Consider the following 22,870-nt stretch of genomic DNA (forward strand, 5'->3'; position numbering starts at 1 on the left):
GCGCTATGACGCTATGGCTCCGGGAAATGTGGGGAGACATCAATGATCCTTGTTTCGTCGAATTTTCGGGAGCCTTTACCCGTATGTCGGCGCCATCCCCTGTCGCTCTGTTGCATTGCTTGCGTCGAGCCGGTCCATGGCTGCACCTGCCGCGCAATGCGCAGCTCCAGATGACGGCGCCACGTGCAATCTAAATCGAGAGTTTTCGGGAAGGGATTGGAATAATTGGAAATTCCAACAATGACGAATATTTTACGAGCGCTTTTATTTGAAATTTTCTGGAAATGAAAAGTAAGTTCGCGGAATGACTGTTTTTTTTGTTTAAATGCCGGGTTTGAGGCTGGCGGATAGAGAAAGAGCGCGGCACTCTTATAATATTCGTTGGCGCCAAGGCCACCGTTCACGATATGGTCGGCTGGAAATTACCACTAAGATTTCCAATTTTTCCAAAGGATGTTTCTATTGGACGGTTCCGACCGTATCAACGGTGCTCCCCAGAGATTTGCCGACAAGCTCCGCCTGATCATGCGGGTTACCGGCTGCGAGACTCAAAAGGCGCTCTACACCAAATTGAAAGCCTCGAATCCGGATACAAGTTATGATCCGGTTCGGGCATATAAATGGATTCAGGGGCGTGCAAGCCCGCGGAACCATTCCGTTTATGACGACCTTGCCCGGTTGCTCGGGCTCAGTGTCGGCGGGGAGGAGCTGCGAACCTGTAGTTACGAGGCTTTTTGCACCCAGCTCACCGAGCTTTATGGCGACCAGATGCCGGATCTTCAGATATCCGAAAACACGGTATCGAAAGAACCGGATGGTGGACCGGTTTACCCGGCCAGTCAGCTTCCGGAATATCTTGCCGGACGCTACCTGTCGATCTCGCGGGCATGGTCTCCGCACCGGCCCGGAATGCTGATCTGTGGAATTTCCACTGTATGCCGGGATGGCGTGGGTGGGTTGGAGCTTGAATATGCCGAGCATCTGCCCTGGGGGGAATTGAAGGTTACGGGCCAGATGCAAAGGGTTGGCCGGAACATGATTGCCCCGCTGACGGACATGGACGCAGAGATGGCAATTATTTTCACCTACGTTATTCCGCCGGCTCCAGGTGCCGTGCTTGCGGGTGTCATGAGCGGGGTCACCATGAGCGACACTGAAATGCGGCCGGTTGCCTGCCGTATTCTCAGCCTGCGTATCCCGGACGACTCAATGTTGCAGGAAGATCCGAGCGGCTATTTCGAGGTGACGGCGGACGAGGTGGCGGCCCGTTTGACGTGCTGCGGGATGACGCTTGAGCAGGGGGCGGGACTTGTGCCCGACATCCTGGACTTTCTGCTCGATCCCGGAGACCGGGGCGTGATCGAGGCATCAATTGCGACAATCAATAACATGATCGGCAAAATGCTCGCGCGCTAGAGGCCCGGCCGGTGGGCAGGAAGCTCCGACGTACACATGGGGGCGGAAGGCGCTCTGCTGCCGGCATCAACCGGCATCACGGGCTTATTCTTGGTAAGTGCGGGGGAATATAAGGATTTAATGGTCGGGGAGAGAGGATTCGAACCTCCGGCCCCTGCCTCCCGAAGGCAGTACTCTACCAGGCTGAGCTACTCCCCGACCGAGGAGAGGCCGCTATATAGCGTGGCCTCCCGAGTGCATCAAGCGCTGTTTTGCACTTGTGCGCATGTTTTCTGTGTGGACCGTTTCAGTAGGCCCGCTCGACGCAGAAATCGACCACGTCGATCAGCGCTTCCTTCGCCGGTCCGTCCTCGAACAGGCCGAGCGCATCGCGGGCGATGGCGGCGTAGTGCCGGGCCCGCTCCAGGCTGTCGGCCAGCGTGTTGTGCTGCGCCATCAGCTTCTGGGCGCGTGCCAGGTCACCATCCTGCTGATCCAGCTCTTCCAGGGTACGGCGCCAGAAGGCGCGCTCCTCGTCGTCGCCGCGCCGGAAGGCGAGGATCACCGGCAGGGTGATCTTGCCCTCGAGGAAATCGTCGCCGACCGTCTTGCCGAGCTTTTCCTGCTCGGCCGAATAATCCAGCACATCGTCCACCAGCTGGAAGGCGATGCCGAGATTCATGCCGTAGCTTTCCAGCGCCTGCTGCTCCGCCTTCGGCCGTTCGGCGACCACGGCGCCGATCTCGGCGGCGGCGGCGAACAGTTTCGCGGTCTTGCCCCGGATCACTTCGAGATAGGCGCTTTCGTCCGTCTCCGTGTCGTTCGTGGTGATCAGCTGCTGCACTTCACCCTCGGCAATCACGGCCGACGCTTCCGAGAGAATCCGCAGGACCTCGATCGAGCCATCGGCGGTCATCAGCTGGAAGGAGCGGCTGAACAGGAAGTCGCCGACCAGCACGCTGGCCTGGTTGCCCCAGACCGCGTTCGCCGATTCCTGCCCGCGCCGCAGATCGCTTTCGTCGACCACGTCGTCATGCAGCAGGGTGGCCGTGTGAATGAACTCGACACAGGCCGCGAGGCGGATATGCCGGTCGCCCTTATAGTCGCAGAGGGCCGCCGCGCCGAGCGTCAGCATCGGCCGCAGCCGCTTGCCGCCGGCGGCAATCAGGTGCCCCGCGAGCTGGGGGATCAAGGCCACCGGGCTCTGCATATGTTCGATGATGGTCTTGTTGACCCGCTCCAGATCGGCTTGCACCAGATCGGTCAGACCCTTGATGGAGGCTTTGCGCTTTCCGCTGTCCTCGAAATCCACAACCACGCCCAAGGCAAACTCCGTGTCGCTTGACGGCTTTCTATCGCGCAGCGAGCATAGAACCGGTTTTGCGGTGGTCAAGTGTTGCGCCCGCTTCCCGGTGACGCACCCGGGAATATGTGGCGATATTGTGCCCGGCGATCACATTTCATCCAGGGAAGCATCATGAAGGAATTGCTGCGCACGACGGACATTGTCCGGCTTTCTTTTCTGACCGCGCTGTTGCGCGATGCGGGGCTGGAGCCGCTGGTGCTGGACAATCACATGAGCGTTCTCGAGGGCAGCGCCAATGCGATTCCGCGCCGGCTGGCCGTGCGGGACGAGGATTTCAGCCGGGCGAAATGGGTGCTGGAGGAGTCCGGTGAGCAGCTTGACGCGGAGTGACCTTTCCGTCGCGGTGACCGAAGACAGCCTGCTCGACGGGCGGGTGCGGTTCCTGCAGCCGGTGGATGGCTATCGTGCGGCGGTTGACCCTGTGCTGCTGGCGGCGTCCGTCGATGCGAGTGGCGGGGATCGGGTGCTTGATCTCGGCTGCGGTGCCGGGGCGATTTCCCTCTGTCTGCTGGCGCGGGTGCCGGAGCTTTCTGTCACGGGGATCGAGCAGGCGCCGGAAATGCGCGATCTCGCCGAACGGAATGCCGCCCTCAACGGAGCCATGGACCGGTTTCTGCCGCAGCTCGGACGGGTGGAGGCGCGCCCGCCTCTCTTCGAGGAAGGGAGTTTCGATTTCGTCGTGGCCAACCCGCCTTATCTGGAAACGGAACGGGCGGATCTGCCGGAGAGCGCGTTGAAGGCGGCGGCGCATGTCGAGGGGGATGTGCCGCTGGCCGAGTGGGTCGAGGCGGCATACCGGGCGCTCCGGCACAAGGGCAGGCTTGCCATGGTGCATCGTGCGGACCGGCTGGCGGATATGCTGGAGCCGATGCAGAAGCGTTTCGGCGGGCTGGAGGTCCATCCGCTTTACCCAAAGGCGGGGCGCGCTGCGAAAAGGGTGATCGTCATGGCCCGAAAAGGTGTGCGGACACCGCTTTCCCTTACATCCGGCGTGGTGCTGCACAATATGGATGGGAGCTATACATCGCCGGTTGCGGCCGCTCTGGGTGGAGAGGCGCTTACGTTCGGCGGATCGCTTTAGAGGAGAACGTCCATGTCCCGCCCTGTCTGGTCACGGCTGAACCCGTTTGGTCCAAAAGATCCGCAAATTGCCGTGGTGCGCCTGCATGGTCCCATCGGCGGGGGCTCGTCCTTTCGTCAGGGGCTGTCCATCGACCGGCTGGAAGGGCCGCTGCGGGCCGCGTTCGCCTCCCGCCGGACAACGGCGGTGGCGCTTTCGATCAATTCGCCCGGCGGCTCGCCGGTGCAGTCCGATCTGATCAAGACCCGGATCGAGGCGCTGGCCCGTGAATTCGACAAACCGGTCACAGCCTTCACCGAGGATCTCTGTGCGTCCGGCGGTTACTGGATTGCGCAGGGCGCGGACGAGATCATCGCCCACCCGTCCTCCGTCGTCGGCTCCATCGGCGTGATCACGGCCGGGTTCGGCTTGCAGGACGCCATTGCGAAGCTCGGCATCGAACGGCGCGTTCATACGAAAGGCAGCTCCAAGGGCATGCTGGACCCGTTCCAGCCGGAAAAGCCGGCGGATCTGGCGCATCTCGATGAGCTGCAGCAGGATCTCTACGATTCCTTCAAGGACATGGTCCGGCTCCGGCGCGGCGCCAAGCTGAAGGGCGAGGAAGAGGAACTGTTCAGCGGCGCCGTCTGGACCGGTAAGCGGGCACTTGAGAAAGGCCTGGTGGACGGGCTGGGCGAGCTGCGTGGCGTCATGCGGGAACGCTATGGCGAGGATGTTCGCTTCCGCCGTTACGGGCCGAAACGCTCGCTCTGGCAGCGGCTCCGGCGCGGGACCGATCTTGCCGGCGGGGCGCCATCCTTTGCGCATTCCCTGATCGCCGCAATCGAGGAACGGTTGCTCTGGAACAGGTTCGGGCTCTAGCTCACCCGTTCGGGCGCAGCAGCACCTTGCCGCTCCGGCCCTCGCGCTTGGCGTGAGCCATCGCCTGCTGGATATCGTCGAGGCCGTAGCGGGCTTCGACCGCGACCTTCAGCGTACCGTCGATGAAATAACCGCTCAGCTCGGCATACATGTCCCGTATTTGTTTCGGCTGCATGCCGCGCATCAGCTTGGCCAGCCAGAAGCCGGTGAGGGTGATGTCGCGGAACACGACCTGGTGTGCGTCGAGCGTGCAGGGACGGCCGCTGAGCAGCCCGTAATTGACGATGATGCCACCTTCGGCAAGGCTGGCGGCCATGTCGTTCACGGCAGAGCCGGCAACGGCGTCGAGGCCGAGCTTGATCTCCGCGCTGTTGGTTGCGGCTGCTACCCGTCTGGCGAGGTCGGGCCCTTCCAGCACCACGACATTGGCGCCCATGTCGTGTAAGGGCTTGATCAGCTCATGCCGGCGCACGACGCTGACCGTTTTCAGGCCGCGCTTCCGGGCCAGCTTGATGACATCGGTGCCGACCCCCGAATTGCCGGCATTCTGCATTACCCAGTCACCGGGTTTCAGCGTGACGTAGCTTTTCAGCATGAGCAGTGCGGTGGCGGCGTTGACCTTCATCATGGCCGCCTGTTCCGGATCGATTTCCGGAGGGAGTTTTATCAGGGCTGCGGCGGGGACTGTCAGGCTCTGGCTCCAGTTGGCGCGGTGCAGGCTCATCACCAGATCGCCCACGGCGAGATCCTTCACTCCGGCGCCGATGGCGGTCACGCGCCCGGCGCCTTCAATGCCAAGCGGAGACGGTGTTTCCGGAACGCTGGCGTAATTGCCTTCGATGCCGAGAATGTCCGCCGGATTGATCGAGCAGGCGATCAGGTCGATACTGGCCTCCCCCTTGCCTGGAGGCGGCGCATCCGCGACCTCCCGGCAGAGCACGACTTCCTCGGCCGGACCAACACGTGATAATTCGGCGGCTTTCATTCGCACTCTCCTCGGGATGCTTCAGGCTTTGGCGTACAGGCATCGCCTGCATTTGTAATGAAGAAATGATCGCATGAGCCGACAATTCAACACCAACGGAGGATTTCCCGTGATGCGGAAGTCCCGTGCGGAGCAGGACAGCAATGAAAATAATGGTGCCGGACAGGCTGGAAACGGAGCGGCTCGTGCTGCGCCGGTTCACGGAAACAGACCGTGCCGAAATGGTGCGCTTCTATGGCGATCCCGAGGTCATGGCGATCCGGAAATACGGCGCGCGCGCGCCGGAAGCCGCCAGCGCGGCATTCGATGTCCTGACGGAGCATTGGCGCGCGCACGGTTTCGGCCTGTATGCCGTGATCGAGCGGGAGAGCGGTGCATTCTGCGGGGAATGCGGGCTGCGCTATACGGATGACGGCGCGGAGGTGGAGATTTCCTACGGCCTGTTCACGCCGTTTCGCGGGAAGGGATATGCAACCGAAGGGGCAGGGGCTATCCGCGATATCGCCCTGAATGTTCTGAAGCTTCCGGTTCTGGTTGCCCGCTCTCGCGGCGACAATCGAGGCTCGCACACCGTGCTGGAAAAGATCGGGATGGTCTTTCAAGGGCGGCAGGAAAGCCCCGGTAATCCGCACGGAGTGGTCAAGTATGTGCTACATCGCGATTCAGGCTCTTGAACTCCGGGAACGATGCGCTAAAACGGATAGATGTTCAGTATTCAGAAAATCCTCGTGCTCGTCGCCGTCGTCGCGGCGATCTGGTATGGCTTCAAGCTCGTGGGCCGGCTCGACGCCGCGCGTAAGCAGAAGCTGAAAGAGACCGCGCAGGGCAATGCCGGCAATACGCCGCGCACGGCCCAAAAAGACGATGTGGTCGATCTGGTGCAGAACGAGGACGGTACATACGTCAGCACCAAGAAAAACCGGAAGGTCTGACGCCCTCCGGTCTCCCCGGATAAGTTACCCTCAGCGTTGCCGTTTTTGCAGGTTACCCCGGACTTTTTCCAGCTTCAGGGTCAGGAAATTCGCAAGCTGCGGCATTTGCTCGGCATTCTGTGACACCGCATTCAGGCATTGCAGCAGATCGGCGTTCATCTGGCGCATGAAGGGGTCGGCGATCTCGCTCTGGATCCAGGTGACGGCAACATCGCGCGTGCCGGACGTCACAGGGTTGACCCGATGGATCGAATTGGTGGCATAGAGCACGGCGCCGCCTGCCGGCATCTTGAAGCTCGGCGCGAATGTCATGTCGCTGTCGACCACCAGCTCCCCGCCCTGATAGCTTTCCGGATCGGACAGGAAGATCGTCATGGACATGTCCGAGCGAAGCTCTTCCGACGTTCCCTTGGCCATCACATTATTGTCCATGTGATCGTTGTAACCGCCGCCGGTCTCCGTGCTGGACACCAGGAACTTGCCGATTTTCGCGGGTGCAGCGAGAAAGGTGAAAAGCAGGGACTCGCGCCTCTGATAATCGCGCAGCACCGTCGTGATCGCATCCGAGATCTGCACCCTGAGCGCGCTGTCGCTTGCGAGTTCCCGGTTGTTTTTCTTCGGGGCATCCCGGCCAGCGGTTTGCGCGCCATCGACCCAGCTATCCGGCTCCGACGCCAGCCGGTTGCGGATTTCGGTGACCAGTTCCGGCGGTAACAGGTTGGGGATCGGATAGACGTAAGGCATTGCGCTAAGTTCCTCCAGGCAAGATGTCGCGCACCGTAGCCGAGGCATTCCCGCTGGGCCAGCGGCAAGTCCATCTGTCGGGCAAAGAGGGTGGGCGCACTGCCTGCCATCCAGTATCGTTGAGGCGAATCAGGGGCGCCCGAATGTCGGCGCGGGGGAGGAAGCGGCAATGGTGCGGAAACGGATGGCGAAGGATGGCGATGCGGCGCCCGCAGGTGAGCCGCGTGGAGAGACCGCCTATCTGAAGCTGAAGGACGCAATCCGCTCGGGAGACCTCAAGCCGGGGCAGCGGGTCCGGGAAAGCGAGATGGCGGCGCGGCTCGATGTCAGCCGCACGCCGGTGCGCGAGGCTTTCCGCCGTCTGGAAGCGGACGGGTTGCTCAGTTTCGCGCCCTATCGCGGAATGGTGATCTCCGAGCTGGACCACCAGGCGGTGATGGAGCTCTATTTCATGCGCGAGGTGCTGGAAGGCACCGCAGCCGGTCTTGCCGCCCACCGGGCCTCGGAAGCCGAAGTGTCGATGCTGCAGGAAATCGTTGCGCTCGACCCGGCCGGCGAAGGTTCTCCCGCCGCGGTCGCCGGGCATAACCGGCGCTTTCACAGCAGTATGTATCATGCGGCCCATAATCGTTATCTCCTGAAAACGCTCAATGTTCTGCAAGATGCGATGGCATTGCTGGGGCCGACGACGATGCGTGTGCAGGGACGTTCCGATGCGGCAAAGGCGGAACATGCCGCGATCGTTCAGGCGATTGCCGACAAGGACCCGGACAGTGCGGAACGTCTGATGCGGGAACATATAAGGGGCGCACAGAAAGCCCGTCTGCATCTGCTCGCGGCCAGCGAGAATGACGACTGAATTATGGGATGGCTCGTGCCGTTATCCATCGATAAAGGTGCCGCGAAGTGACCTTTGTCATTTCCCCCGGCAGGAGTAATGATAGACATAGGTCCATGATTATTTCCTAATGGCCAATATGCCCTTGATCGTCCTCAGGGATCTGCGATCCCGCTTCAATGCTATCCCGGCCAATGTTCAGGGCATGATCTGGATCGCCCTCTCGGGGCTGGTCTTTTCCTGTTTCATGGCAATCGTGCGCTATGTCGGCGCCACGCTGGACCCGATCCAGACCGGCTTCCTGCGCTATGCCTTCGCGCTGATCTTCATGGCGCCCTTCTTCCTGAAGCTGCGACCGTCGGATCTTCGCGGCGCCAAGCTGCCCATGCATGCCCTGCGCGGTTTTCTGCACGGTACAGGTGTCTTACTCTGGTTTTATGCCATGTCACGGATGCCGCTGGCGGAGGTGACGGCCATGGGCTTCACGGCGCCGGTCTATACCACGCTGCTGGCGGCCTTGTTCCTGGGTGAGGCTATCCGCCTGCGCCGGATGGTAGCTATCGTGATCGGGCTGTTTGGTGCTCTTGTCATCATCCGGCCGGGTTTCGAGGTGGTGGATCCGGGCGCAATCGCCATGCTGCTGGCGGCGCCGATCTTTGCCTGCGCCGATATTGTCGCGAAAAAACTGACGGTGACGGAGACGGGTCCCGCCGTGGTCGCCTACCTGTCGGTTTTTGTGACCATCTTCACCCTGATTCCCGCACTCTATATCTGGCGGGCACCGACCATTGAAGAGCTGGCACTGGTTTTTGTCACGGCCGGTCTGGCGACGCTTGGACATTTGCTGATGACCCAGGGCTTCAAGGTCGCGGAGATGTCGGCGATTCAGCCCATCAAGTTCGTGCAACTGGTCTGGTCCGCCCTGATCGGGCTGGCGGTGTTCGGCGAAGTGCCGGAGATCTTCACCTGGATCGGAGCGGCGATCATCGTCGGCAGTATTTCCTACATCGCGCATCGTGAAGCGGTGGCCCGGCGCAAAAACGCCGTTTCCGATATCAGGCCCTGACTGCGGGGGAAGCTCTCCGGGGCCATTGTGCCCAGAGGATCGCCGCCAGGATAAGCCCGCCTCCCATGAAGGTTTCGACGGGCGGTATCTCGTCGAGAAACAGAAAGGCGAGCAGCGGCGCCACCGGTGTTTCGAGTGCGCTGAGCAAGGCTGTCTCGGCTGAAGGGAGCAGGCGTGCTCCGGCCATCAGCGTGATCGAGGCGACGGCAAAGACGAGACCGAAACCGACAAGGGCGGGCAGATTCTCCGGGTCGGCATCGAGAGGGGCGGCCACCAGCAGGGCGACGGGGAGCAGCACGATTGACGAGAAGGCGGACGGCAGTCCCGCCGGTGTCTCCGGCCAGCGCCTGTAGACCACCATCGAGCCTGCCAGCGTCACCGTCATCCAGAGCGCCAGCAGATCCCCTTCAAGGCTGATCCCGCCGATGGACCCGGCAACGATAATGAGCACCCCGCCCAGTGTCGCCAGACTGGCGATCAGCGTGCGGCGCGTCGGCCGCTCCCTGAGACAGACCCAGGCAAGCCCGGCGGCCATGAACGGCACGGTCGCGTAGATCAGCGCGACATTGGCGACGCTGGTCAGCTTGAAAGAGTTGATAAAGGCCGCCGAGCCACTCGCCCCCAGCAGGGTGACGAAGAGGGCGGGCCAGCCGAAATTCGCAACCTCCCGGCGCCAGCGCCCCGTTGTCAGCAGATACCCGAAGGTAAAGGAGGCGGCAGCCAGGCCGCGCCAGAACACAATGGTCCAGGCATCCTCCGGCACCCCCTTGGTGAAGAGGCCGGCTGTACTGAAGAACAGGCTGGAGAGGCAGACGAGGGCTATTCCGCCGGCAAGGGCGGACGATATGGGCCGGGGGGCGGGCAGGCTGGCTGACATGGCGCAAAATCCTCGGATTGATGCTGTGATCCGGGGCTTTAGCAATTTCCTACTGACAACATGTTGTCAGTAATGATTTGTTATTTTTCAGTATGAAAGGCATCGGTGAATGCGTCCTACTGACAGATTGTTCGAGATTATCCAGATTTTGCGCGGCGCCCGGTCTCCGGTGATCGCCGCGCGCCTGGCTGAACAGCTTGAGGTCTCGGCCCGGACGATCTATCGCGACATCGCGGCGCTTCAGTCCATGCGGATACCGGTCGCGGGTGAGGCCGGTATTGGCTACGTCCTGCAGCGCGGCTATGACCTGCCGCCGATCAATTTTGATATCGAGGAGGCGGAGGCGATCTCGGTCGGATTGTCCATGCTGGCGCGGACGGGCGATGCGGGGCTGAAGCGGGCGGCGGAGCGCGCCGCGCGCAAGCTCAACGCCGCCACACCGCTTAGCGAGGCTCTGCTGACGAGCAGCTGGGGGGCGCCGGATCTGGATCTGCTTCCGGAAATCAGGGCGGCGATCCGGGAAGAGCGCGCCTTGCAGATCGTCTACGGGGACGATTCAGGCTCGCTGACCCGGCGCAAGGTTCTGCCGGTTGCCCTGATCTATTACGCCGAGGTTGCCGTGCTGGCGGCGTGGTGCCGGTTGCGGAAGGACTTCCGGCATTTCCGGCCGGACCGGATGCATGAATGTACGCCGCTGGACGAACGGTTCGAAGGAGAGGGCGAGAGCCTCAGACGTGCCTGGGAGGCAAGCCGGTCAGCGGATCCCGCCGCCAATCGCCTTGCCGGTCAGAGGTCGAATTCGACAAAGACCGGATAATGGTCGGAGGCGATCTCGTCCGTCGCCACCCAGCTCTTCGTGACCTTCGGTGCGAGGTCATCGGTTGTTAGCACATGGTCGATCTTGTAGTCGCCGTCCCGGGTATAGATGGTTGAGACACCTTCCTCGCCGTTACCGGCGGCAACCCAGCTATCGACCAGTTGATCGTAATGCCGGATCCGTCCGTGCTTCGGATGGGGCTCGCCGCAGAGATGGGCATATTCCTCGGATGTCGGGCGGCAATTCAGGTCACCCGCGAGAATGGCAGAGCGCGGCGCCGGGGCGAATTCCAGCCCTTCCGTCCAGTCGAAGGCCGATTGCGGCGGCAGGGGATGCGGGCTGTCGATCGGGCCGCCTTCATAGGGCGCGCGGAAGATATATTCCCTCAACGCCTCTACCTGCGGCATGCGGTGCGACGGTGCCTGATGCGCCAGGTGGGTGCTGTAGACCCGGATCGGGCCGGACGGCAGAGCGATGATGGTTTCGACGGCGCAGCGCTGCAGGTCGAACAGATCGGGGGACGGTTTCTTGCGCAGGTGCAGGGTGCGGGAGGCCGTGATCGGCCAGCGGCTTGCCACCATGTTGCCGAAGGTCCGGCGCCGGTTCACGACCTTGCCGTTCTCGTCCCGGAAGCTGCCATCCACGTTGAAGCTGGAGCCGAAAACGTAGAACAGGTTCAGCCGCTCCGCGATGCTGGCGGCCTGATCCTCGTAATCGTCGCGCGGCCAGTTCTGCACCACTTCCTGAAAACAGATGATGTCTGCTTCGGAGACGGCATCGGCAATGCGGCCGGTATCGAATGCGCCGTCCTGGCCGAGGCCGAACTGGATATTGTAGGTCGCGAAGGTGAGGGACATGACTGTTCCGGGATGACGTCTGAAGGAAAGACCGAAACCTTAGCCGGGGAGCATGACAGAGACGTGACGCGGCGGGTGAAATTTATTCGGTGGGAAGAGCCTTGCGCAGGATCATCCCGTGCTTCTCATTCCCGTCAAAGCCGAGCTTTTCATAGAAACCGCGCGCCTCTGCGCGGCGGCCTGTCAGCAGCATGATCTTGTAGGCATCGGCAGCCCATGCCGCTTCGATCAGGGCGTTCATCACCCCGCGCCCCATGCCCTGTCCCTGATAAGCCTTCAGGGTCACGACATTCTCCACCAGCGCGTAAGGCCGGCCGCCATAGGTCATGTTCGGCATCAGGTGGAGCGTCGCCATGGAGACGATCCGTCCGTCCGTCTCGGCGCCGTGAATGGCGGTGCCGTCGCGGGTGAGGATTTGCTGAAAGATGTCGCGGCCGAACTCGCCGTCGGCAACCGGGCGCGTTCCGGACAATTCCCGGTACAACGTCACTGCGTCATCGAAATCGTCAGGGCACAGCGTCCGGTAAAGCATCGGTGCGTCTCTGTCTCTGCCCTCAGGCGTAGAGATGGCACTCCACGCGGCCGTCGGCGTCCTGGATGACCGGCGGCTTCTCCACCGGGCAGGGACCGAACGCCTTGGCGCAGCGCGGGTGGAAGGTGCAGCCGCTCGGCGGATTGATCGGGTTCGGGAAGGCAATGCCGAGGCCGCTGTCCGGGACGCCGAGACCGGGCTCCGGTGTCAGCACGGAACTGAGCAGGGCGCCGGTATAGGGATGCCGGGAGGCCTCGAAGAGCTTGTCCGTGCCGGTTTCCTCGACGATCCGACCGAGATACATCACCGCCACCTTGGTGGCGATATGCTCGACCACGGCGAGATTGTGGCTGATCAGCACGTAGGTGAGGTTCAGCTCCTCGCGCAGGTCCATCAGCAGGTTCAGGATCTGGGATTGCACGGAGACGTCGAGCGCGGAGGTCGGCTCGTCGCAGATGACGATTTCCGGCTTCATGATGAGTGCGCGGGCGATGGCGACGCGCTGGCGCTGACCGCCGGAAAGCTGGTTCGGATAACTGTCATAGACCCGCCGCGGCAGGCCGACGATATCGAGGATATCCTCGACGGCTTTCCGCCAGGTCGACGGATCGCCCACCTTGTGCACGCGCAACGGCAGCGAGACGATAGAGCCGATGGTCTTGCGCGGGTTGAGCGAAGAGTAAGGGTCCTGGAAGATCGGCTGGATACGGCGGGAGATCGCTTTCCGGTCGCCGCTCTGGTGGGCCGTCTCTCCATCGATGAAGATCTCGCCCGTGCTCGGCAATTCGAGGCCGAGCAAAATCTTGGCGAGGGTCGACTTGCCGCAGCCGGATTCACCGACCAGGCCGAGAACGTCGCCTTTATTGATCTTCAGGGAGATGCCGTTCACCGCATGCAGAGGCTGCTTCGGGCTGAAGATACCGCGGCGGATCATGTAGGTCTTCGTGACGTCCCGCATTTCGAGGACGGGGGGCGGGGTCTGTCCGGTCATGCCGATACCAGCTCCTTCGCATTGGCTTCACACGTGGACACATCGAGAGTGCAGCGGTAACCGCGCCCCGGGCTCAACGTGTGGAACGGATCCTTGATGTTGCATTCGTCATGGGCGAAGGCACAGCGGTTGCGGAAGCTGCATCCCTTTATGTCGCCGATCAGGGTCGGGACGATGCCGGGGATGGAGCCGAGACGGGAGCCGCGCTTGGTCTTGCCCGGCACCGGAATGCAGTTGATCAGGCCTTGCGTATAAGGGTGCAGAGGTTGGTTGAAGATTTCCTCGACCGTACCGGCCTCGACGATCTTGCCCGCATACATCACCGCCACCTTGTCCGCGACCCGGGCGACCACGCCAAGGTCATGGGTGATCAGGATCAGGGCCGAGTTGAACTCGTTCCGCAGCTCGGCCAGCAGGTGCAGGATCTGCGCCTGGATGGTGACGTCGAGCGCGGTGGTCGGCTCGTCCGCGATGATCAGTTCCGGGTCACACATCAGCGCCATGGCGATCATCACGCGCTGGCGCAAGCCGCCGGAAAGCTGATGCGGATATTGCGAGAGACGGCTGGCCGCAGCCGTGATGCCGACCCGCTCAAGCAGGTAGATCGCCCGCTCGCGGGCTTCCTTGTCGCTTGATTTCTTGTGCCGCAGATACGGCTCCATCAACTGGTTGCCGATGGTGTAAGCCGGGTTCAGCGAGGTCATCGGCTCCTGGAAGATCATTGCCATCCGGTTGCCGCGAATGGCCGCCAGCTCGCGCTCTTTCAGGCTGAGCAGATCGGTGCCGGTAAACTGCATCTTGTCCGCGTTGATCTTCGCCCGCTTCGGCAACAGGCCCATGATCGAAAGGGACGTCAGGGATTTGCCGCAGCCGGACTCGCCGACGATACAGAGCGTCTCGCCTTTATTGACCGAGAAGTCGATGCCGCGCACGGCATGCAGATCACCCGCCGCGACAGGGATGTCGACCGTAAGGCCGCTGATTTCAAGAACGGCTGACATGCTGCGCTCCATTCGGGGAAATACGGGGGGCGTACATCAGTTCCTGTGCTCCGGCGCGGTGACGTCACGGATGCCGTCGCCGACAAGGTTGATGGCGAGCACGAGAAGGAACAGCGCGATACCGGGAATGGTGATCATCCAGGCCTCGAAATAGATCTGCTCCTTGCCTTCGGAAACCATCAGGCCCCAGGAAGGGGTTGGCGGCTGGACGCCCATGCCGAGGAAGGACAGGGCGGCTTCAAGCAGGATGGCGTGCGCCATTTCCAGCGTCACCACGACGATCAGGCTGTTCACGATGTTCGGCAGGATCTCGGTCAGCAGGATGCGCGGCGTGGAGCAGCCGACGGCCTTGGCGGCGGCGACATAATCCATTTGCCGGATCTGCATTGTCGCCGATCGCATGACCACCGCGAAGCGGTCCCACAGCAACAGGCCAAGCACGCTGATCACCACCGTCAGCGAGCCGCCGATCAGGGCGACAACGGCGAGAGCCACGAGAACCACGGGCATGGACAGCCGCACCGTGATCAGGAAGGTGACGATCATATCCACCCGGCCGCCGAAATATCCGGCCGCGACGCCCATGCTGGTGCCGATGATGCCGGAGATGAAGGCGGCGGCAAAACCGATCAGCAGGGAGATCTGGGCGCCATATACCAGACGGGCGAGAAAGTCCCGGCCGAGATGGTCCGTGCCGAGGATATGGTCCCAGTTTCCGTTCATCCAGACCGGCTGTCGCATGCGGGCAAGCAGTTCCTGCGCGTATGGGTCATGCAGTGGAAGGACCGGAGCCAGGATCGCCATCAGGAACATGATGATGAGAATGCCGCCGCCGAACAGCAGGCCGTAATGGCCGAAAATCCGGCGCCGCATCTGCTGTCCCGGAGTCGGGCCGACAATGTCTTCGGCGGCGGGCAGGCCTCGGTTCGTGATTGTTGTGGTCATGCTCTTAGCCCACCCGGATACGCGGATCGAGCCAGGCATTCAGCAGATCCGAAAGAAATGTCAGGACGATGTAGAAAAGCGAGAAGATCAGCACCACGGCCTGCACAACGGGCAGGTCGTTCCGGCCGATCGATTCCCAGGCGAGATAGCCGGCCCCGTGCAGGGCGAAGATGCTCTCGATGACGATGGAGCCGCCGAGCATGAAGCCGAACTGGACCGCCGCGAGCGAGACCACCGGGATCACCGCGTTGCGCAGGGCGTGCTTGAAGAGGATGACATGCAGCGGCAGGCCCTTGGCCCGGGCCGTGCGGATATAGTCGGAGCCGAGCACTTCGAGCATGCCTGTACGGGTCAGCCGCATGATGGCCGGCGTCGCGTAATATCCGAGAACGATCGTCGGCAGAACGAAATGCTGCCAGCTCTCCGATCCGGTGATCGGCAGAAGGTTGAGATTGACGCCGAAGACGAGGATCAGCAGCAGTGCGAACCAGAAGCTTGGCATGGCCTGTCCGACAACGGAGATGCCAAGGGCCAGTCTGTCGAGGAAGCTGTTCGGCCGGATGGCGGCGAGCACGCCGAGAGGGATCGACAGAATGATCGCGAAACTGATGGCGCATACACCGAGGATCATGGAAACGGGCAGGCGCTCCAGCAGCAGATCCGCGACCGGGAGCTTGAAGTAGAAGCTCTGTCCGAAATCACCCCGAATGGCACCAAGGGCCCAGTCTACGTACTGCACCAGAATGGGGCGGTCGAAGCCGTATAATTGATTGACGTAAGCGATGTCCGCGTCGGTCGCTGCTTCCCCGGCAATCGCAATGGCTGGATCGCCCGCGACATAGGTCAGGGAGAATGTAATCAGCGATACCGTCACCGCGACAAAAAACGCGAGGACAAGGCGCTTGAGCGTAAAGACCAGCATAATCGTGCGTCCCGCACAGGCGCCGGTTTGTCCGGCGGCCCAATTATATCTGAAGAAAAGATCGCCGGCTCCCGACCGAAGGTCCGGGAGCCGGCGTACCGTTAGGTGTTATTTCCAGCTCGCGTTGAAGAACCGGGGAATTTCATCCGAAGAGGGAGTGAAATTCAGGTCGTTCGAGAACGCGTAGTTGGTGTTGTAGGACCAGAGCGGCAGCCAGTAGGCCTTGTCCGCGATGATCTGCAGCGCTTCCTTGTAGGCGGCGCTGCGGGCAGCGGTATCGACCGTGGTGTCGCCCTTTTTCAGCAGTGCCTGAACTTCCGTGTCGTTCGCAAGGTCGTCACTGGTGCCGCCGAAGAAGTGGCTGGTGATGGCGGAAACGTCATTCACCGAGTTGGACCCCCAGGTCATGAATGCCATCGGCACTTCCTTGGCCCGGATCTTGTCACGCAGCGCGGCATATTTCAGGAAGCCGAAATTCACCTTGATGCCGACCTGATTGAGGAAGCCCATCATTGCTTCGGCATAATCGCGGTCGCGATAGGCGTAGAAATCAAGAGTGAAACCGTCCGGATAACCAGCTTCGGCCAGCAGTTCCTTGGCTTTCTTCGGATCGAACGGATACTTCGTGACGTCGTCGGTGCAGCCGACCTGGGACGGGAAGCAGGCCGAGTTCACGACCGAGGACTTACCGCGCACCAGCGCCTTGACGATGCCTTCACGGTCGATGGCGTAGGAAATGGCCTTGCGGACCAGCGGGTTCTTCAGGGGCGTGTCGCCGGTGGAACCGGAGGCATCCATCGTCAGATAGCCGATACGGAAGGTCTCTTCGTTGACCACCTGGACCCGGCCGGAGCTTTCCATGCGCTCGGCCTGATCGGCGGGAACCCGCCACATCCAGTCGGCGCGACCGGACAGCAGTTCGGCGATCTGGGTGTTACGCTCCGGGATGGTGCGCTGGGTGATCTTGCCGATGGTCGGGGTGCCCTTCGGGCTGCCCTTCATGTAACCGTCGAACTTTTCCCAGACGATCTTTTTGCCGGGCTCAAGCTCAACCACCTTGTAGGGACCGGAGCCGACCGGCTTCTGACCCATACCGTCCGGACCGACCTTCGAATAATAGTCCTGCGGATAGATCGGCAGGGTGCCGGAGACGAATTCGAGTGCTGCCGGGAACGGCTTCTTCAGGTGAACAAGCACCTTGTACTTGTCGACCTTCTCGGCGTTCTTGATCCAGTTGACGTTGCTCTGGGTTTTCACACCGTTATCCGGGTTGGCCACCCAGTTGATGGTGTAAACCACGTCGTCCGCGTCGAGCTCTTCACCGTTATGGAAGGTGATGCCTTCGTTCAGGACGAATTCCAGCGTGGTGTCGTTTGCCCATTTGTAGGACTTTGCGATGAGGGGCTTGTATTCCATCGTCTTCGGGTCACGCCACAACAGCGCGTCCCAGGTCAGGCGCTGGAAGATGATGCCTTCGCGCGCGGTGTTGAAATAGAAATCAACATTCTCCAGCTCGCGTTCCCAGACAATATTCAGGTTGTCGTCGGCTTTGCCGGCATGAGCCGCCGGAATTGCCGAGACGATCGCCAGCGAGGCTAACGCCGACGCAGCAAGAAATTTCTTCATGTCCACTCCTGTTCGTTAGGCCGGTTTCTGGACTGCAAAGCAAATAAGAAACGTTGCGCTGCACAGCCGTCGGACTGACTGTCCTGACCGATTAGGAAGCGAAGCATTGCAGGCTCAATTTCGCATTGCAAGAACTTGAACCGTTATTCCCACAGGAATTTTCCGCGTTGCAGCATCAGTAGTTGCGATCCGGTCGTTTTCCGGCGCGCTATACGCGTGTCACGGGGCGGGCGGAGTGATCCCGTATTCCTGCGCCCAGGGCTGTAGTGCTTCCATGATGCCTGGATAGAGCAGCACGCCTTTTTCCTTGGAGTCCTTGCGTTTCTGGATCGCATTTTGCCCCGGCAACCGGACAGGGGCACTTCCCGGGACGGGCTTGTTGGCGAGGCATTTTGAGACAATATGGTCGATTTGCCGGTTAAAGGCGTCCCTGCCGGAAAAAGCGGTCGGGTCGCACACCTGTATATGCACGCTGGCTCCCCAACCTTCCGCGGGGTCGGCACGTCCATGTCCTGAAAGCCCCTGGGTGAGCGCTTCGATCATCAGGGCCAGGCCATATCCCTTGTGTCCGTATTCCTGCCCGCCGATGGGCAGAATGGTGCCGGGCGGGTCGGTGAACAGCACACCCGGATCGTCGCTTGCCGCGCCATCCGCATCCTGGACCCACATGCCGGGCAGCTTCCTGCCTTCGCCATGCAGGCGTCCGGTCATGCCGTTGGTGGTGATGGAGGCGCTGGTATCGATGAGAATCGGGTCATTGCTGGTGGGAATTCCAACCGCGATCGGGTCCGGGGTGAACAGCGGCTCTGTGCCGCCATAGGGGGCAACGCTGGCGACGGCCGGATCGGAGCAGGTGATCTGCACCATGCAGCCCTCGCGCGTCGCCCGCTCAAGAAAGACCGCGAGACAGGCAATGTGGTGGCTGCGGCGGATGGCAATGCTCGCGGTGCCATAGAGTTTCGCCCGTTCTACGGCCTGGTCCACGGCGCGGGCGGTCAGCCAGACACCCGGCAGGCGGCGCCCGTCCCATGTCGCGACCGCCCCGCGATCACTCAGCACTTCGGGGCTGCCCTCCCGGCGCATGCTGCCGTCTTTCAGCGCTTTCAGATAAGGCGCGCAAAGCTGCATGCCGTGGGTCGTGTGCCCCATCATGTCAGCCTCGACCAGCGCGGCTGCTATGGTCGTGGCCTTGTCCGTGTCTAATCCCGCCGTCTCGAAAAGAGCCGTTGCAAAATCGCTCAGGATGCTGCTGTTCCAGCGTTTGCCGGTCATATCGATTCCCCTCCCCAGGGTGTACGCGGGCCGATGCCATCTTTCTTGTTTGCCGGCAGGGTTGCTTTAATCTCCCTGACGCGGTTCGGTCACCCATCAGGCTATTGCGGATACAGCAATTGAAGAAGAAAAAGTCGCTTTCTCCACCGGAGATCATTGGCTGGCGGGAGATGGTTAGCCTGCCGGACTACGGCATCGAAACGCTGGCAGCGAAGATCGATACCGGCGCGCGAACGTCGGCCCTGCATGCCGTCGATCAAAGACTCTTCGAGAAGGATCACCAGATCTGGGTCCGGTTCATCATCCCGATTCCCAGCCGCCGCAGAGGCGTCAGGATCGAGGCGCCGGTTGTCGATGAGCGGGATATCAAGAATACCGGCGGGGTTCCCGAACGCCGGCTGATTGTTCGAACCGCGCTGGTTCTCGGTAGCCATCACTGGCACATAGATGTTTCACTGGCGAACAGGGAGAAGATGGAGTTCGATCTGATACTCGGACGAACGGCCATCCGGGACCGCGGGATGCTGGTAAACCCGCGCCGCTCGTTTTTACTGGGCGATCCGGACCTTCTGAAACCAATCGACGGGGATGCAGAACGATGAAAATCGTCATGATGGCGCGTAATCCGAACCTTTACTCCCATCTGCGTCTCAAGGAGGCGGCGGAAGCGCGCGGGCATGAGCTGGATATCGTCAATACCCTGCGCTGCTACATGAACATCGCTTCCCGCCGTCCCGAGGTTTACTACAACGGCGAGAAGCTGCCGAAATACGACGTGGTGATCCCGCGTATCGGCGCTTCCGTGACCTTCTATGGCCTTGCCGTCCTCCGTCAGTTCGAGATGATGGGGGTCTATCCGCTCAATGAATCGGTGGCCATCGGCCGCTCCCGCGACAAGCTGCGCTCGATGCAGCTTCTGGCGCGGGACGGTATCGGCTTGCCGGTCACCACCTTCGCCCATGATCCGAAGCAGACCGAAGAGGTGCTGAGCCTCGCCGGTGGTGCGCCGCTGGTGGTCAAGCTGCTGGAAGGCACCCAGGGCATCGGCGTCGTGCTGGCGGATTCGGACCGTTCCGCCAAATCGGTGATCGAAGCCTTCCGGGGCGCCGGGGTTAATATTCTGGTGCAGGAATTCATCAAGGAAGCGGGCGGCACCGATATCCGTGCCCTGGTCGTCGGCGGCAAGGTGATCGCGGCCATGCAGCGCACCGGGGCCGACGATGAATTCCGGTCCAATTTGCACCGGGGCGGCAGCGCCAAGGCGATCCGGATCAGCCCGGAAGAGCGGGCAACCGCGATCCGCTCGGCCAAGACCCTTGGCTTGAATGTCTGCGGCGTCGACATGCTGCGCTCCAATCACGGGCCGGTGGTGATGGAGGTGAATTCCTCCCCCGGGCTCGAAGGGGTGGAGAAGGCAACAGGCATCGACGTTGCCGGCAAGATCATCGAACATATTGAAGCCCGCGCGAAGGCAGGCAAGACCAAGACAAAGGGCAAAGGCTGATGGCCAAACGGCCGGATTTCGTCATTGGCGGGGTTTCGGTTGCCCCGGGCACGCGCCAGACAGTCGATATCCCGGTCAGTGTGCTGTCGGACAACACGCCGGTGCATCTGTCGGTCCATGTCATCCACGGGCGACGGCCGGGGCCAACCCTGTTCGTCAGTGCCGCCGTGCATGGCGACGAGGTGATCGGGGTCGAGATCGCCCGCCGGCTGCTGCGCTCTTCACAGGTAAACAGCGTCAGCGGAACGTTGCTCGTTGTTCCGATCGTCAACACGTTCGGGTTCCTCAACCATTCCCGCTATATGCCGGACCGGCGCGATCTGAACCGCAGCTTCCCCGGTGGCGAGAAAGGCTCGCTTGCGGGGCGCTTGGCGCATCTCTTCATGACGGAAGTGGTGGAGCGGTCCGATCTCGGGATCGACCTTCATTCCGCCGCCATTCACCGCACCAACATGCCGCAGATCCGGATCTCGCCAACGCAGGCGGATACATTGTCTTATGCCCATGCCTTCGGCGCGCCGGTGATCATCCGGGCGAAGCTGCGGGACGGTTCTCTTCGAGCAGCGGCAAAAGCGCGGGGCATCGACATGCTGCTTTATGAAGCGGGCGAAGGGCTGCGGTTCGACGAGCAGTCGGCGCGGGCGGGTGTCGCCGGAATTCTCAGGGTCATGCAGGAAATGTCGATGATCCGGGGGCGTGGTGTGTCGAAACCCCGGGCGCGGGCGGTGGAAGCCTCTAGCAGCTCCTGGACTCGTGCTCCGGCCGGGGGGCTTCTCCGGGCCTTCAAGGGGACAAGCGAGTATGTTGTCGAAGGTGATCTGCTGGGGGTGATTGCCGATCCTTTTGGGGAAGTGGAAATCCAGGTTCTGGCGGAGACCACCGGAATCATTATCGGCCGGACCAACTTGCCGGTGCTGAATGAGGGCGATGCCCTGTTCCACATCGCCGAGACCAGTCGGCGAAAGGCGGAAACGACCATCGATCAGCTTGCCAACCAGCTTGAGGCGGATCCGATGTTCGACGAGGACGAGATTATCTGACCGGGGTGGTTCTTACTCCGCCGCATCCCTTGAGCGGCCGCTGAGGCGCTGCCGCCGGGCTTCTTCCAGAACGCCTGCCAGCACTTCGGTATGGAACCGGTCGCAGCCGATGCAGAGATTGCGGTAGGGCTCACCTTTCACGGTGATGGTCTCCGACTTCTTCAGGAAGGTTTCGACGTCCCAGCCATGGGCGATCCCCATGCGTTCCGGGTGCCCCATCGAGATCGCCTCGAAGGCGGGGTGGCCGACCAGGCTGTCGATGATGTCTTCCAGCGGCTCTTCCGTCAGGTTGCCGAGCGGCGCCTTGGTTTTCAGGCAGCAGGGGAAAACGTCACCGTTCGGATCGATGGACACTTCCGAGCCGGAATAGCGCCGGTTCAGGAAATTCAGGCCGCCGGACCAGACATTGCAGAAATTGTCGTTGATGGTCGCCTTGGAGAGGCCGTTCTTCCAGGCCCGGCCGCGCGGCCAGATCTTGCCGATCCAGGCATCCTCCGTGGCACCAAAGAAGGAAAAGGCCGGTCCGTCATCGTCCCAGGCCCGTTCGGACGGTTCATGCACGAAATCGCGCATGCCGGCGGCCTTGAACCACTGGGTCAGCCGTTCCTGCAGCGGAACCCGCTTCTCGCCCTCCATACCGACATGGAAATCATCCATCCCGGCGACCGAGATCATGTAGATGCCGCGTTCCAGCAGCTCGCCGATGATCTTTTCGGTGAGCAGGTCACCCGTGGTCTGTACGACGAGACGGACGCCGCCCTGCGCCTTGTACTTGTCCCGGATCATTTCCAGCGCGGGATAAAGAATATTCTCCCGCACGGGATCGATCAGCACTTCCCCGCCGGAGACGATGATCCGGCTGTTCCGCTCGACATAACCGCCGGGGGCGTTGTCGTCCGGTTGTTGCAGATCGAGATAGGTGAGCCGTTCGGGCAGGTTCGCGATGATGCGGGGGAAATTCTCTTCTGCCGCACTGACGACCGCTTTCAGCTCGTCGCGGACATAGGGCCGGAACTTGTCCTCGTAGCAATGCTTGCACCGCCGGTGACAAGCCCATGAGAGGACGTAATAGATACTTTCCATTAGATTTTTCCCGCTTGCATCTGGTGATGCATATGCCTGTTCCGGCACGGCCTGTGAAATCACGCCTCCGTCAGCAGTACGCGATCCAGCCGGATAAGAGCCTACCTTCGATGGCGCAGGCAGGTCGAGCCGCAT

Annotated in this window: 26 protein-coding genes and 1 tRNA gene; 12 read left to right on the plus strand and 15 right to left on the minus strand. The window is 61.6% G+C overall.

What is annotated here, in order from left to right; all coding sequences use genetic code 11:
* Positions 1-11: 11 nt before the first annotated feature.
* Entirely contained in the window at positions 12-404 is a 393-nt protein-coding gene (locus tag AAC126_RS00815; RefSeq protein ID WP_339848917.1) for a hypothetical protein, read from the minus strand.
* 58 nt (positions 405-462) lie between these two features.
* Here AAC126_RS00815 and AAC126_RS00820 point away from each other — a divergent pair, with 58 nt between their 5' ends.
* Complete coding sequence (locus AAC126_RS00820) at positions 463-1,416, plus strand: hypothetical protein (RefSeq protein ID WP_339848919.1); 954 nt, start codon at positions 463-465, stop codon at positions 1,414-1,416.
* Positions 1,417-1,537: 121 nt separating this feature from the next.
* Here the strand turns inward: AAC126_RS00820 and AAC126_RS00825 are convergent.
* Positions 1,538-1,614: transfer RNA gene (locus tag AAC126_RS00825), tRNA-Pro, on the minus strand.
* Between the two features lie 88 nt (positions 1,615-1,702).
* Positions 1,703-2,719, minus strand: coding sequence for a polyprenyl synthetase family protein (locus AAC126_RS00830; RefSeq protein ID WP_339848922.1), 1,017 nt, complete (start codon positions 2,717-2,719; stop codon positions 1,703-1,705).
* Between the two features lie 153 nt (positions 2,720-2,872).
* On the opposite strand from AAC126_RS00830, the gene AAC126_RS00835 reads away from it, so the two are divergent.
* From AAC126_RS00835 to AAC126_RS00845, 3 genes are read left to right on the plus strand one after another with little or no spacing between them, the layout of a single operon-like run.
* Complete coding sequence (locus tag AAC126_RS00835; RefSeq protein WP_339848924.1) at positions 2,873-3,091, plus strand: DUF2007 domain-containing protein; 219 nt, start codon at positions 2,873-2,875, stop codon at positions 3,089-3,091.
* The gene (locus AAC126_RS00840; protein WP_339848926.1) at positions 3,069-3,842 is read left to right on the plus strand and encodes a methyltransferase; all 774 of its coding nucleotides are present in this window, start codon (positions 3,069-3,071) and stop codon (positions 3,840-3,842) included. The genes AAC126_RS00835 and AAC126_RS00840 overlap by 23 nt, the downstream gene beginning before the upstream one ends.
* A 12-nt stretch (positions 3,843-3,854) precedes the next feature.
* Positions 3,855-4,703, plus strand: coding sequence for a S49 family peptidase (locus AAC126_RS00845; protein ID WP_339848928.1), 849 nt, complete (start codon positions 3,855-3,857; stop codon positions 4,701-4,703).
* Between the two features lies 1 nt (position 4,704).
* Here AAC126_RS00845 and AAC126_RS00850 read toward each other — a convergent pair whose 3' ends face one another.
* The gene (locus AAC126_RS00850) at positions 4,705-5,688 is read right to left on the minus strand and encodes a zinc-dependent alcohol dehydrogenase family protein (protein ID WP_339848931.1); all 984 of its coding nucleotides are present in this window, start codon (positions 5,686-5,688) and stop codon (positions 4,705-4,707) included.
* A gap of 143 nt (positions 5,689-5,831) precedes the next feature.
* Between AAC126_RS00850 and AAC126_RS00855 the strand changes: the two genes are divergently transcribed.
* Positions 5,832-6,362 carry a GNAT family N-acetyltransferase gene (locus tag AAC126_RS00855; protein WP_339848932.1) on the plus strand — a complete coding sequence of 177 codons (531 nt, stop codon included), beginning with the start codon at positions 5,832-5,834 and terminating at the stop codon, positions 6,360-6,362.
* 30 nt (positions 6,363-6,392) lie between these two features.
* Positions 6,393-6,620, plus strand: a complete 228-nt coding sequence (locus AAC126_RS00860; protein ID WP_339848934.1) for a hypothetical protein — start codon at positions 6,393-6,395, stop codon at positions 6,618-6,620.
* 30 nt (positions 6,621-6,650) lie between these two features.
* Here the strand turns inward: AAC126_RS00860 and AAC126_RS00865 are convergent, their stop codons facing one another.
* On the minus strand, positions 6,651-7,364 hold the full coding sequence (locus AAC126_RS00865) for a Fe2+-dependent dioxygenase (protein WP_339848936.1): 714 nt from the start codon (positions 7,362-7,364) through the stop codon (positions 6,651-6,653).
* Positions 7,365-7,533: 169 nt separating this feature from the next.
* Between AAC126_RS00865 and AAC126_RS00870 the strand changes: the two genes are divergently transcribed.
* Together AAC126_RS00870 and AAC126_RS00875 are read left to right on the plus strand one after the other, a co-directional pair.
* Positions 7,534-8,223: a GntR family transcriptional regulator gene (locus AAC126_RS00870; RefSeq protein ID WP_339848938.1), complete on the plus strand. Its 690-nt coding sequence runs from the start codon at positions 7,534-7,536 to the stop codon at positions 8,221-8,223.
* Positions 8,224-8,332: 109 nt separating this feature from the next.
* Positions 8,333-9,268 carry a DMT family transporter gene (locus AAC126_RS00875; protein WP_339848940.1) on the plus strand — a complete coding sequence of 312 codons (936 nt, stop codon included), beginning with the start codon at positions 8,333-8,335 and terminating at the stop codon, positions 9,266-9,268.
* On the opposite strand, the gene AAC126_RS00880 is transcribed toward AAC126_RS00875, so the two are convergent.
* Positions 9,258-10,145, minus strand: coding sequence for a DMT family transporter (locus tag AAC126_RS00880; RefSeq protein WP_339848942.1), 888 nt, complete (start codon positions 10,143-10,145; stop codon positions 9,258-9,260). The genes AAC126_RS00875 and AAC126_RS00880 overlap by 11 nt on opposite strands.
* A gap of 109 nt (positions 10,146-10,254) precedes the next feature.
* Here AAC126_RS00880 and AAC126_RS00885 point away from each other — a divergent pair, with 109 nt between their 5' ends.
* On the plus strand, positions 10,255-10,962 hold the full coding sequence (locus AAC126_RS00885; RefSeq protein ID WP_339848945.1) for a YafY family protein: 708 nt from the start codon (positions 10,255-10,257) through the stop codon (positions 10,960-10,962).
* Here AAC126_RS00885 and AAC126_RS00890 read toward each other — a convergent pair.
* From AAC126_RS00890 to AAC126_RS00925, 8 genes are all read right to left on the minus strand, one after another.
* Positions 10,932-11,819 (minus strand): endonuclease/exonuclease/phosphatase family protein, encoded by an 888-nt coding sequence (locus tag AAC126_RS00890; protein ID WP_339848946.1) that lies wholly within the window; start codon positions 11,817-11,819, stop codon positions 10,932-10,934. The two genes, AAC126_RS00885 and AAC126_RS00890, sit on opposite strands and share 31 nt — an antisense overlap.
* 82 nt (positions 11,820-11,901) lie before the next feature.
* Entirely contained in the window at positions 11,902-12,351 is a 450-nt protein-coding gene (locus AAC126_RS00895; RefSeq protein WP_339848949.1) for a GNAT family N-acetyltransferase, read from the minus strand.
* 22 nt (positions 12,352-12,373) lie between these two features.
* Positions 12,374-13,342, minus strand: a complete 969-nt coding sequence (locus AAC126_RS00900) for an oligopeptide/dipeptide ABC transporter ATP-binding protein (RefSeq protein WP_339848951.1) — start codon at positions 13,340-13,342, stop codon at positions 12,374-12,376.
* A complete protein-coding gene (locus AAC126_RS00905; protein WP_339848954.1) occupies positions 13,339-14,343 on the minus strand; it encodes an ABC transporter ATP-binding protein in 1,005 nt (334 codons plus the stop codon). The genes AAC126_RS00900 and AAC126_RS00905 overlap by 4 nt, the downstream gene beginning before the upstream one ends.
* Before the next feature lie 36 nt (positions 14,344-14,379).
* The gene (locus tag AAC126_RS00910) at positions 14,380-15,288 is read right to left on the minus strand and encodes an ABC transporter permease (RefSeq protein WP_339848957.1); all 909 of its coding nucleotides are present in this window, start codon (positions 15,286-15,288) and stop codon (positions 14,380-14,382) included.
* Between the two features lie 4 nt (positions 15,289-15,292).
* Positions 15,293-16,210 (minus strand): ABC transporter permease, encoded by a 918-nt coding sequence (locus AAC126_RS00915; RefSeq protein WP_339848960.1) that lies wholly within the window; start codon positions 16,208-16,210, stop codon positions 15,293-15,295.
* A 108-nt stretch (positions 16,211-16,318) separates the two neighbouring features.
* Positions 16,319-17,836: an ABC transporter substrate-binding protein gene (locus tag AAC126_RS00920; protein WP_339848963.1), complete on the minus strand. Its 1,518-nt coding sequence runs from the start codon at positions 17,834-17,836 to the stop codon at positions 16,319-16,321.
* Positions 17,837-18,055: 219 nt separating this feature from the next.
* Positions 18,056-19,108, minus strand: coding sequence for an Ldh family oxidoreductase (locus tag AAC126_RS00925; protein ID WP_339848965.1), 1,053 nt, complete (start codon positions 19,106-19,108; stop codon positions 18,056-18,058).
* A 119-nt stretch (positions 19,109-19,227) separates the two neighbouring features.
* Here AAC126_RS00925 and AAC126_RS00930 point away from each other — a divergent pair, with 119 nt between their 5' ends.
* The 3 genes from AAC126_RS00930 to AAC126_RS00940 are packed head-to-tail and all read left to right on the plus strand — an operon-like array spanning position 19,228 to position 21,652.
* Positions 19,228-19,710 (plus strand): RimK/LysX family protein, encoded by a 483-nt coding sequence (locus AAC126_RS00930; RefSeq protein ID WP_339848966.1) that lies wholly within the window; start codon positions 19,228-19,230, stop codon positions 19,708-19,710.
* Positions 19,707-20,612 (plus strand): 30S ribosomal protein S6--L-glutamate ligase, encoded by a 906-nt coding sequence (gene rimK, locus AAC126_RS00935; RefSeq protein ID WP_339848967.1) that lies wholly within the window; start codon positions 19,707-19,709, stop codon positions 20,610-20,612. Before AAC126_RS00930 ends, rimK begins: the two co-directional genes overlap by 4 nt.
* Complete coding sequence (locus AAC126_RS00940) at positions 20,612-21,652, plus strand: succinylglutamate desuccinylase/aspartoacylase family protein (protein WP_339848968.1); 1,041 nt, start codon at positions 20,612-20,614, stop codon at positions 21,650-21,652. The genes rimK and AAC126_RS00940 overlap by 1 nt, the downstream gene beginning before the upstream one ends.
* A 12-nt stretch (positions 21,653-21,664) precedes the next feature.
* On the opposite strand, the gene AAC126_RS00945 is transcribed toward AAC126_RS00940, so the two are convergent.
* Complete coding sequence (locus AAC126_RS00945) at positions 21,665-22,735, minus strand: SPASM domain-containing protein (RefSeq protein ID WP_339848969.1); 1,071 nt, start codon at positions 22,733-22,735, stop codon at positions 21,665-21,667.
* Between the last annotated feature and the right edge of the window lie 135 nt (positions 22,736-22,870).

This window comes from uncultured Nisaea sp. (assembly GCF_963974195.1).
Lineage (GTDB): Bacteria > Pseudomonadota > Alphaproteobacteria > Thalassobaculales > Thalassobaculaceae > Nisaea.